Annotated in this window: 11 protein-coding genes; 7 read left to right on the forward strand and 4 right to left on the reverse strand. The window is 59.2% G+C overall.

Going from position 1 to position 10,437, the window contains the following annotated elements; genetic code table 11:
• Positions 1-29: 29 nt before the first annotated feature.
• On the reverse strand, positions 30-2,105 hold the full coding sequence (locus tag GVL50_RS23515) for an AsmA family protein (protein ID WP_159815240.1): 2,076 nt from the start codon (positions 2,103-2,105) through the stop codon (positions 30-32).
• 385 nt (positions 2,106-2,490) lie between these two features.
• Here GVL50_RS23515 and GVL50_RS23520 point away from each other — a divergent pair, with 385 nt between their 5' ends.
• From GVL50_RS23520 to GVL50_RS23550, 7 genes are all read left to right on the forward strand, one after another.
• A complete protein-coding gene (locus GVL50_RS23520) occupies positions 2,491-2,907 on the forward strand; it encodes a hypothetical protein (protein WP_053116819.1) in 417 nt (138 codons plus the stop codon).
• Positions 2,908-3,076: 169 nt separating this feature from the next.
• Positions 3,077-3,709, forward strand: a complete 633-nt coding sequence (locus tag GVL50_RS23525; RefSeq protein ID WP_053116818.1) for a TetR family transcriptional regulator — start codon at positions 3,077-3,079, stop codon at positions 3,707-3,709.
• Positions 3,710-3,958: 249 nt separating this feature from the next.
• Positions 3,959-4,459 (forward strand): urease accessory protein UreE, encoded by a 501-nt coding sequence (gene ureE, locus GVL50_RS23530; protein WP_053116817.1) that lies wholly within the window; start codon positions 3,959-3,961, stop codon positions 4,457-4,459.
• Positions 4,456-5,130, forward strand: coding sequence for an urease accessory protein UreF (locus GVL50_RS23535; RefSeq protein WP_053116816.1), 675 nt, complete (start codon positions 4,456-4,458; stop codon positions 5,128-5,130). Before ureE ends, GVL50_RS23535 begins: the two co-directional genes overlap by 4 nt.
• 11 nt (positions 5,131-5,141) lie before the next feature.
• Complete coding sequence (ureG, locus tag GVL50_RS23540; RefSeq protein ID WP_007939066.1) at positions 5,142-5,756, forward strand: urease accessory protein UreG; 615 nt, start codon at positions 5,142-5,144, stop codon at positions 5,754-5,756.
• 27 nt (positions 5,757-5,783) lie between these two features.
• Positions 5,784-6,356 (forward strand): HupE/UreJ family protein, encoded by a 573-nt coding sequence (locus GVL50_RS23545; protein ID WP_159815241.1) that lies wholly within the window; start codon positions 5,784-5,786, stop codon positions 6,354-6,356.
• A 163-nt stretch (positions 6,357-6,519) separates the two neighbouring features.
• Positions 6,520-7,653 carry an AGE family epimerase/isomerase gene (locus GVL50_RS23550; RefSeq protein ID WP_159815242.1) on the forward strand — a complete coding sequence of 378 codons (1,134 nt, stop codon included), beginning with the start codon at positions 6,520-6,522 and terminating at the stop codon, positions 7,651-7,653.
• 96 nt (positions 7,654-7,749) lie between these two features.
• Here GVL50_RS23550 and GVL50_RS23555 read toward each other — a convergent pair whose 3' ends face one another.
• The 3 genes from GVL50_RS23555 to GVL50_RS28840 form a co-directional block, all read right to left on the reverse strand.
• Positions 7,750-8,655 carry a cation diffusion facilitator family transporter gene (locus GVL50_RS23555; protein WP_159815243.1) on the reverse strand — a complete coding sequence of 302 codons (906 nt, stop codon included), beginning with the start codon at positions 8,653-8,655 and terminating at the stop codon, positions 7,750-7,752.
• Positions 8,656-8,832: 177 nt separating this feature from the next.
• Positions 8,833-9,597 carry an SDR family oxidoreductase gene (locus GVL50_RS23560; protein ID WP_053116811.1) on the reverse strand — a complete coding sequence of 255 codons (765 nt, stop codon included), beginning with the start codon at positions 9,595-9,597 and terminating at the stop codon, positions 8,833-8,835.
• Between the two features lie 639 nt (positions 9,598-10,236).
• Positions 10,237-10,437, reverse strand: a 201-nt coding sequence (locus GVL50_RS28840; protein WP_218586047.1) for a hypothetical protein, incomplete at its 5' end; no start/stop codon positions are given.

Genomic DNA, 10,437 nt, shown 5'->3' on the forward strand with positions numbered 1-10,437 from the left:
GAAGGCTGCGATCTTTTGCTTTTACCCGATTACTTGGTGGGTTTAACGGTCACCGGGGCTTTCCCTTCCTTCATCTGCTCCAGCAGGGGCGCACACTGATTCGGCTCGCCACCACTCGGCGCCACCAACGCCAGCAACCCCGCGGCCGGCGCCGCAATCACACCCAACGCCACCATCCCCGCGCCGCGCAACAGCAACGGCACCGGCTTGACCCCGGCGTCCGGCTTGATGAACTTGCCGCGCACGTACAGCGGCGAACGCAGGGAAATCAAACGCCAACCCTTCGATTCCGGCGTCACCGTCAGATCCAGTTGCTCGGTGGCCAGGTTCGCCGTGCCATCGATATAAATGATCGCGTTCTCGGTATCGAAGACAAACAGCTGCGTGGTCGCCAGACCGGTTTTGATATCGAAATCCGCCGCCGCGCAGTTGATCTTCACTTCCTTGTCGCCAAAAATCTTGCCGACCACGTAGTTACCGACGTTAAGCCCGGCCAGCTCCATCAATTCACGGCTGATCGCGCCGTCGTTGATCAACATCTTCAACTTGCCGTTGGCGCCGCCCAGCAATTTCGCCACAGAGTTGCCGCGACCGCTGATATCGGCGTCGCCATTCAGCTCACCGAAACTGGTCTTCATCGGTTCAAAGGTCGGGAACAACTCTTTGAGCTTGAAGCGGCGCGCGGTGAGTTTGGCCTGGCCTTCCATCGGTTCGGTGCGGCCGTTGAGACGGATTTGTGCATCGAGATTGCCGCCAGCGACGCCGAAGCGCAGCGGCTGCAAGCTCAGTTCGCCGTCGTTGAGCACCAGATGCGTATAGAGGTCATTGAACGGCAGCTTCTCGCTGTGGACGATGCGCTTGCCGGTGAATTCAACGTCGGCATCCATCGCGCGCCAGCGGTCGGTCTTGAACTCCTCGACCGGCAGCACTTTATCCGCCGGTTGCTTGCTGTCGCCGCCACGGGCCTTTTGCTTGTCATTCGAATCGGCGCCGATCAGCGGCGCAAGGTCGGCGAATAGCAGTTGATTGGAAACCAGCGCACCGCTGAGTTTTGGTCGCGGCTGGGTAGCGGCGTAAGTCAGGTCGCCATGGATGTCGCTGTTGCCGATCTTGCCGTTGAATTTTTCGTAGGTGAATTTCGCGCCGGCAGCATCATGCAGTTTGGCGATCAAATGACCGTCAGTGGAATACGGTGGTGTGTCGGGCAGCGTGACGCCGGTCAGCGGATAGAGATTGCCGAGGCTGTCGCCGGCCAGCTTCAGGCGCAGGTCAAGAGCGCCGAGATTCATCGGGTCGGTCAGGGTGCCGGCCAGTTCGATGCGGGTGTCGCCGATCTTCGCCTGGGCTTGCAGCGGAAACGGTTTGCTCGCGTCCTGCAAGGCCAGCAATCCGCCGATCTTGCCCTGGCCAGTAAGGTTCTGGCCGTGGTATTGGCCTTTGACCTTGAGCGCAAACGCGTAGTCCTGCGGCGCGCCGCCCTTGTCCTGCGCGGTTTTCGCCGCTTTGTCGCCAACGATGTCGCTGTACGGAATCGGCTTGCCCAGCGGATCGATCAGCACATCGAGATTGGTTTTCAGGGTCTGGTCATCGAGGGTGACGTGACCCTTGTCGAAACCGATGGCGCCGATGTCGACCACCCAGCTCGACGGTTCAGCATTCGGATCCTTGGGATCAAACTTGAACACCCAGTTGGCGCGGCCGTCCGCCAGTCGTTGCAGATCGGCGTTGGGCTCGGTCAGGTCGATACGCGGAATCACCACGCGTTGCGCCAGCAGCGCCAGTGGCGAGATGCGCAGTTCGACACGTTTGAGGGTGACCATCTGCGGTTTCTTCGACCAGTCCGGATTGCCCAGGCTCAAATCCTCGGCAACCACATGCGGCCACGGCACCCAGGCGCGCCAGCCACCCTCATCCGGCTCGCGCTGCCAGATCACCGCGAGGTTGCCATTGATGGCAAACGGTCGGTGCAGTTCTTCCGAGACTTTGGCGTTGAGCGGCGGTTTGATCCGGTTCCAGTCGAAGAACACGATGATCAATACCAGCACGGCCAGTAGCAGCACGAGGGTGGCGAAGATCCAGCTGAAGATTTTTCCAGTGCGCGTCATGCACAAAACTCCTGATCACGACCCCTCACCCAAAACACGGTGAAAGGCTGAAACGGCGGGCCAAAGCGGCCCCTATGAAAACTGTGACTGGCAAAAGGCCCGCAGGTTTAACCGAAAAGCCGATTAAGACGGAAAAACCCGGGTGAATTCTGACCGATCAGTCGAACAGCGTTACCGCGACCCGCACTTTTGCGAGGCGCGAGTGGGTCGAAAATACCCACCTCGGTGCAAAACCGATGCTCTGAAAGACCCGATTTAGAGCCTCCCGCCAGAACAATCAATTCTGTTGATTATTACCATTGCGTTTATGAACTTTTATATCGACTTATCGAGAGTAGCATTGCCCTCGTACCCACTTTATCGCCCTCCCAAGGAGCAACCCATCATGAAACGCCAATTACTGCTTAGCCTTACCCTCTCGATGCTGGCCAGCACGGCTTTCGCTCTGCCTGCCGCCGAACAAGCCACTCCACAAGTAAAAACCAGCTACTCGGTGTTCAGCCAGACCGTTGCTGCCGACGGCTCCGACCACACCAAAGGCACCCTCGCTGAAGACGGCTACGACAAAACTCCACAGGGTCAAGCTGTAGCAGAAGGCGGCCGTGATCGCCTGGAAGAAAAAGGTCTGGTCGAAGATGGCTACGACAAAACCCCTCAAGGTCAGGCTGTCGCCGAAAACGGTCGCAACCGCCTCGAAGAAAAAGGCCTGGTTGAAGACGGCTACGACAAAACCCCACAAGGCCAGGCTGTTGCCGAAGGTGGTGGTGATCGTGTGATCGAACGCAACAGCGCTGTGAGCTGAGCCCATGGTGGCCCAGAAAAAAAGCCCAATCGACGGATTGGGCTTTTGACTTTTCAGGCCCCGGTAAAACATCCCGCAAAAATCCCCGCTGCACCGTCCTGCCGTTCGACGCCGATAAAGCCGATTTGCTAGAGTGCGGCGCTTGTCCCGCCGAAGAACACACCCTGCGATGCTGCCCCGCGCCGAACAGAAGCAACAGACCCGCAACGCCCTGATGGACGCTGCCCGCCACCTGATGGAAAGCGGCCGAGGATTCGGCAGCCTGAGCCTGCGCGAAGTGACCAAAACCGCCGGGATCGTGCCCACCGGTTTTTATCGGCATTTTGCCGATATGGACGAACTGGGTTTGGTGTTGGTCAGTGAAGTCGGCCAGACCTTCCGCGAAACCATCCGCCTGGTGCGCCACAACGAATTCGTCATGGGCGGCATTATCGATGCCTCGGTGCGGATCTTTCTCGATGTGGTCAGCGCTAATCGCTCACAATTTCTGTTTCTCGCCCGCGAGCAATACGGCGGTTCGCTGCCGGTACGGCAGGCCATTGGTCGGTTGCGCGAAAACATCAGCTCCGACCTTGCATCGGATCTGACGATGATGCCCAAGCTCCAGCATCTCGATGCCGATGGCCTGAGTGTGATGGCTGATCTGATCGTCAAATCGGTGTTCGCCACCCTCCCCGACATCATCGACCCGCCCGCCGAAGCGCTGCCGGAGCATCTGACGCCACAGGCGAAGATCACTCAGCAGCTGCGTTTTATCTTTATCGGCCTGAAGCACTGGCAGGGCCTGGGCAGTACCGAGTAAAGATCAAGAGATCGCAGCCTTCGGCAGCTCCTACAGAGATTGCGTTTCATGTAGGAGCTGCCGAAGGCTGCGATCTTTTTTTGCCCGCTGCAAATTGGTGCATGTAAAAACCTTCATGCACCAAAACCTTCCAAATCCCCGCAACATCTTGAAACATCCACTACGCTCCGACAGGGATTTCCTACATCTCGTCCGATTGGCAAGCCCCTTGCTCTAGAGCAACCATTGTCCATAGCTGGAAGTTTCCCGATGCTGGTGATTCACCGCAGAATCGACCCTCAACCCGTCTGGGCCGCCGAGTTGCACCTGACCTTCGAAGCGCGGAGCAAAAGCCGTCTGCGCTGTTTCAGTGCTGAAGGTGAAGACGTCGGGTTGTTTTTGGAGCGTGGCCAACCGCCGCTGTATGACGGCGAATGCCTACAGGCTGAAGACGGCCGCATCGTTCGCGTCTGCGCCCGCCCCGAGCAGTTGCTGCACGTCACCTGCGCCAACGCCTTCGAACTGACCCGCGCCGCTTATCACCTCGGTAACCGCCATGTCGCCCTGCAGGTCGGTGACGGCTGGCTGCGTCTGCTCGACGATTACGTACTCAAAGCCATGCTCGAACAATTGGGCGCGCAGGTTTCAGCCATCGAAGCACCGTTCCAGCCGGAACACGGTGCTTATGGCGGCGGCCATCACCATTCACGACACGGCGACGAAGACTTCAACTACGCGCCGAAACTCCATCAGTTCGGCGTACGCCTGTGAATCCGGCCTGGGCGCTGCTGCGCCTGGCCAGTCCGCAGTTGCCGATTGGCGGCTACAGCTATTCGCAAGGTCTGGAAATGGCGGTGGATAACGGCCGGGTGAAAAACCCGGACGACGCCCGCCGCTGGATCAGCGATCAGTTGCTGCTGAACCTGTCGCGCTTCGAAGCCCCGCTGCTGCTTGCGCATTGCCAGGCGGCGGCGGATGAAAACTGGAGCGCGTTGCTGATCCTCTGCGAAAGCCACCGCGCCAGCCGCGAGACCCGCGAGTTGCATCTGGAAAGTCGGCAGATGGGCTATTCGTTGCAGCAACTGCTCAACGGTTTGCCGGAGCTCGACGCGCCGGCCCGTGATTTTCTCGATCAATGCACTGAACCGCATCTGGCCTTGTGCTGGGCGCTGGCTGCACGCGCTTGGGGCATCGCCCCGCAAGACGCCCTCGCCGCGTGGCTGTGGAGTTGGCTGGAAAACCAGCTCGCCGTGCTGATGAAAACCCTGCCGCTGGGCCAGCAAGCCGCCCAGCGCCTGACCAGCGAATTGCTGCCGTTACTGCAACAGGCGCAGCAGGACGCGACCCGAATCAATCCCGAACACATCGGCAGCGCCGCGTTCGGCCTGTCCCTGGCGTGCATGGCCCACGAGCGCCAGTACAGCCGCCTCTTTCGCTCCTAGGAGAAACATTCATGAACACACAACCTCTGCGCGTCGGCATCGGCGGCCCGGTCGGTTCCGGCAAAACCGCGTTGACCCTGGCCCTGTGTCTGGCCCTGCGCGAGCGCTACAACCTCGCCGTGGTCACCAACGATATCTACACCCGCGAAGATGCCGATTTCCTCGTGCGCAATGAAGCCCTCGCGCCGGAGCGGATCATCGGCGTGGAAACCGGCGGCTGCCCGCACACGGCAATCCGCGAAGACGCCTCGATCAACCTTGAAGCGGTCGATCAACTGAACCGGCGCTTCCCGGGGCTGGATCTGATTCTCGTCGAGTCGGGCGGCGATAACCTGTCGGCGACGTTCAGCCCGGAACTGTCCGACCTGACCATTTACGTGATCGACGTTTCCGCCGGCGACAAGCTGCCGCGCAAGGGCGGGCCGGGGATCTGCAAATCCGATCTGCTGGTGATCAACAAAATCGACCTGGCGCCGCTGGTGGGCGCCTCGTTGGAAATGATGGACAGCGACACCCAACGCATGCGCAACGGCAAGCCGTTCGTCTTCAGCAACCAGAAAACCGGTCAGGGTCTGGAAGCCATCATCGCCTTTATTGAACGCCAGGGCCTGCTGACCGCAGCCTGATTTATTTATCAACAAGGAAGCTTATTCATGACACTTAAACGCATTCTCGGCGCCATGGCACTGCTGCTGACCCCGGCGCTGGCCTTCGCCCACCCGGGCCACGGCGACAGTGGTTTGATCGCCGGTATCAGCCACCCGATTGGTGGCCTCGACCACTTGTTGGCGATGGTTGCCGTCGGTTTGTGGGCGGCGCAGCAACAAGGCGCGGCACGCTGGGCGCTGCCGTGCACGTTTGTCGGCACCATGCTGATGGGCGGCCTGCTCGGGTTTGAAGGGCTGGAACTGCCGGCGCTGGAAAGCGGGATTGCCGCGTCGGTGTTGGCGCTGGGTCTGGCGGTGGCATTGGCCGTGCGTCCGCCGTTGGTGATGGCGGTGCTGGCGACGGCGGTGTTTGCGTTGTTCCATGGTGTGGCGCATGGCTTGGAATTGCCGGATATGAGTAACCCGTGGGCGTATGCGGCGGGTTTTGTGGCGGCGACGGCTGCACTGCATGCGGCGGGTTATGCCGTAGTGCGTTTCCTGCCTCAAGCTGCTGCACCGTTGGTGCGCGTTGCAGGCGCGGCTTCGGCAATCACCGGCGCCTGGCTGCTGGCCGGCTAAACGCCTGATCTTCTGTAGGAGCTGCCGCAGGCTGCGATCTTTTGACTTTATAAAGCCAGATCAACAGATCGCAGCCTGCGGCAGCTCCTACAGGTTCGTCACCCGACTGATGCTCTCTGCTACCATGTCGCGCAATCGCCCCAGCCCGTGACGACGTCCGCCCATGCCCCACGCTTCCCGCTCCACCTCCCTGCCTGAATTGACCGCCCTGTTCGGCGCTGTGCAACAGCACTTCGTCAACGTGATCGTGCCCCTCTGGCAAGGCCCGGGCTGGAACGCCGACATGGCGCTGCCGTACGAGGCGCTGGACGCCGCGCATCAACCCTTGCCACCGCAGCGCTATCGCGCGATGGCGTGCGCGCGGCAGTTGTATCTGTTTTCCAGTCTGATCGGGGTTGTGGATAACGCTGACGTTCGCGCGGCGGCGCTGTTCCGCTCCTTGCAACGGCACTTTCACGATGCCGACCACGGCGGCTGGTTCTACAGCATCGATGCGCAGGGCAAGCCGCTGGATCAGCGCAAGGATCTCTACACCCACGCCTTCATCCTTTTTGCCTGCGCGCATTACTGGGGCAAGTCCGGCGATCCGCTGGTCGAGTCGACGTTGAATGCGGCGCTGGAAATCATTGGTCGGCGCTTTGCCACCGGTGATGGCTTGTACGAGGCGTGCCTGAATCGCGACTGGATCACCCTCGAAACCGGGCCGCTGCAGAACCCGTTAATGCACCTGGCCGAAGCGTTCCTCGGCACGCTCGCCGTTCGCGAAGATGCCCAGACCCAAACCGCGTTGCTGGAGTTATGCACAGCCATGCACAAGCGCTTCGTCGATCCGCAACATGGCGTGTTAATGGAGAAACCGCTGGGGGCTGTGGATAACTGGTACGAGCCGGGGCATCAGTTCGAATGGTATTTCCTGCTCGAGTCGTCGCCGTTGTTGCGCGGCTCGAAACTGCACGCGGCGCTGGATCGGGCGTTTGCGTTTACTGAGCAGCATGGCGTGGAACAGCCATCAGGCGCGGTGCGGGCGATGCTCGATCTGCGGCAGGATGGGCAGCCGAAGGATTCGACTCAACGAATCTGGGCGCAGGCGGAATATTTGCGCGCGCTGACGTTGCGTCAGGGCAGCGAGGCGGTGGTGATGCGTCAGTTGCAGGCATTGCAGCAGCGGTTTCTGCATGCAGATGGCTGGCATGAATGCCGGGATGAGTTGGGTGAGGTGAGTCGCAAAGACATGCCTTCGACTACGCCGTATCACCTTGCGACTTGCTATCACGGCCTGGCTGAATATTTGCGCTGACCGTTACACCGCTTTCGCGAGCAAGCCCGCTCCCACAGGAAAAATGCATTGCAAATGTGGGAGCGGGCTTGCTCGCGAATGGCCGTTACACGGTTTCTAGGCAATCCACTTCTTGTCGCCGGTAAAGCTGATAGTCAGCCACCGCGCCGTGTCCGGCTTGCCCAGCTTCGCCGAAATTTCCTCGCGCAACGCGTCCAGCTGCCCGACATGGCTCAGTGCATAGTCCGCCGGCAACACCACATGAATCTCGATAAACCGCGCCCGTCCGTGCTTCTGCACGTACGACACGTAATCGTCGAAACCATGCTCAGCCTTCGCCTCTTCCATCACCTGACGCACCTGATCATCCAGCGTGTCCGGCGCTATCCCCAATACATCGCGTAACGCCGGCCCAAGAATCTTGAACGCCGGCGGCAACATGGTCAGCGCCAGCACGATCAGGATCAGCGGGTCGACATACACCGCCCACTGCCCATAACCCTGGGATTTGAGCAGCAGCGCCGCGAGGAAACTGATCAACAGGCCCACAGACAGCATCGCGTCCACCAGCCAGCTGATGTTGTCGAACTGGATCAGGGTCGATTTGAGCTTGCGGTTACGCTGTCGGACGTAGAAGAAATAGGCGAACTCGACCACGGTAAACACGGCGGCGTAGATGATCACCAAGCCCAACTCGATCTCACGACCACCGTTGATGATGCCAAACACACCGTTGAGAAACGCATAGATCGCGATCAGCAGCAGGAAACTGCCTTCGATCAGCAGCACCATCGGCTCCAGATGCCAGAAACCGAACTGGAAGCGGTGATTGCTTTCCTTGGCGATCAACTTGGCGGTGATCAGCATCAGGACTTTGATGAACGTTGCGATCAGCGAGAAAAAACCATCAAAAAGGATGGATTGCGAACCAGAAACAAAACCAGTGACGATCCCGGCGATCGCCACGGCGAACATCAGAATGGTCGATTGTTTGAGCAGCGACTGCTCACCTCGGTTACTCACTTTGACTCCTCGAAAAACCTTGAAAACCGCGGGGTGCGGTTGGGTTGTTGCGAGGGGAGTTTACCTCAAAGCCTTGTACTGCCTGTTCTGGCCTCTTCGCGAGCAAGCCCGCTCCCACAGGGAAATACATTTCAAAATGTGGGAGTGGGCTTGCTCGCGAAGAACGATAACGCGGTCTTAGGCCTTGTTACGCTCAATCGCAAAGCCAGCCCAGGTCTGGCTCACCGGCATCAACTCCAGGCTGTTGATGTTGATGTGCGCCGGCGTATTCATCACCCAGAAAATCGTCTCGGCGATGTCCTGCGGCTGGATCGGCTCGGCACCGGCGTAGGTCGCGTTGTAACGCTCCTGATCGCCGGCAAAACGCACCAGCGAGAACTCGCTCTCGCACAGCCCCGGCTCGATGTTGCTGACGCGCACGCCGGTGCCCTGCAAGTCGCAACGCAGGTTCAACGAAAACTGCTTAACGAACGCCTTGGTCGCGCCGTAGATATGGCTGCCCGGGTACGGGTAGTTACCAGCGATAGAACCGAGGTTAACGATACCGGCGCCACGGCCATGGGCGATCAAACGCGGCAGCAGCAAACGCGTGGCGTACATCAGGCCTTTGACGTTGGTGTCGACCATGGTGTCCCAATCGTCCAGATCGCACTTCGGCGCAGGATCAACGCCCAGCGCCAGACCGGCGTTGTTGATCAGGCCACGCAGCTTGGCGAACGACGGCGGCAGATTGGCGATCGCCTCCTCCATCGCCTTGCGATCACGCACGTCGAGCACCAGTCCGTGTACTTCGGTCTGCTTCGACAATTCTGCGCACAGTGCATTAAGGCGTTCTTCACGACGACCGGTCAGCACCAGTTTCCAGCCAGCCTCGGCAAAACGGCGGGCGCAGGCTTCACCAAAACCGGACGTCGCGCCGGTGATAAACAGGGTGTTGGACATCGTGTTCTCCTTGCTTCGGCCGCCGAGGCAGCCCTTGGAATAGAAAATCAGCCAGCAGCATGCCCGGCCCTGCACTCACGGGCAACACCCACCCATGTGTAGGAGCTGACGAGTGCAACGAGGCTGCGATCTTTTGATCTTAAAAACCAGAATCAGAGATCGCAGCCTTCGGCAGCTCCTACACGGACGGATTCAGCTCAAAAAATGATCAACCGTAGGAACGCCATACAGGGCGTGGCCTGTAGCCATGTGCGCGCATGTTATCCACAGTCCCTTCCACAGTTTCCGGGGGCAAGTGGAAACGCGCAAAGCCGCGCCGTACAAGGCTTTGCGGGGGAAATAGAAAGTTTTTTGCTTGACCCTGAAGCGGCAGATGTGCGGGACATGGCATTTTGCACGACCAAGCGGTCGACACAGTGATTGCGCGAGGCCAGCAATTACGGTGCTTAGCGAGGTCTTTCCAGAGTTTAATCACAGACTTATCCACAGGCAGGCGCACTTCATATCGACTGTGTTAGCAGCCTTATAAAAAGGTTGACATTGGCGCCTCTCGCTCAGGCAAAAGCGTCTGATCAAAAAACAACCACACCTTTGCAAGGCACGGATTACAAGGCCTGCAGCCAGATACACCCACGTTATTCACAGCCAGCTCCACAGCAAACGGGGACAAGTCAAAACTGTGGAAAAACAGCCATTTGCAGCGTCTTTATGTCGCGCTTTGGTAGCTTGCTGGATTTGTTTTCCACAATTTGACGGAACAATCGTTTTCCCTGTAGGAGCTGCCGCAGGCTGCGATCTTTTGATGTTGTTTTTCAAGATCAAAAGATCGCAGCCTGCGGC

This window comes from Pseudomonas sp. 18058, from assembly GCF_902706155.1.
Lineage (GTDB): Bacteria > Pseudomonadota > Gammaproteobacteria > Pseudomonadales > Pseudomonadaceae > Aquipseudomonas > Aquipseudomonas rustica.

Excerpts from the sequence above, each read along its gene's own strand:
- GVL50_RS23515 (WP_159815240.1), bottom strand. The coding sequence starts at position 2,105 with ATGACGCGCACTGGAAAAATCTTCAGCTGGATCTTCGCCACCCTCGTG.
- GVL50_RS23520 (WP_053116819.1), top strand. The coding sequence starts at position 2,491 with ATGAAACGCCAATTACTGCTTAGCCTTACCCTCTCGATGCTGGCCAGC.
- GVL50_RS23525 (WP_053116818.1), top strand. The coding sequence starts at position 3,077 with ATGCTGCCCCGCGCCGAACAGAAGCAACAGACCCGCAACGCCCTGATG.
- ureE (WP_053116817.1), top strand. The coding sequence starts at position 3,959 with ATGCTGGTGATTCACCGCAGAATCGACCCTCAACCCGTCTGGGCCGCC.
- ureG (WP_007939066.1), top strand. The coding sequence starts at position 5,142 with ATGAACACACAACCTCTGCGCGTCGGCATCGGCGGCCCGGTCGGTTCC.
- GVL50_RS23545 (WP_159815241.1), top strand. The coding sequence starts at position 5,784 with ATGACACTTAAACGCATTCTCGGCGCCATGGCACTGCTGCTGACCCCG.
- GVL50_RS23550 (WP_159815242.1), top strand. The coding sequence starts at position 6,520 with ATGCCCCACGCTTCCCGCTCCACCTCCCTGCCTGAATTGACCGCCCTG.
- GVL50_RS23560 (WP_053116811.1), bottom strand. The coding sequence starts at position 9,597 with ATGTCCAACACCCTGTTTATCACCGGCGCGACGTCCGGTTTTGGTGAA.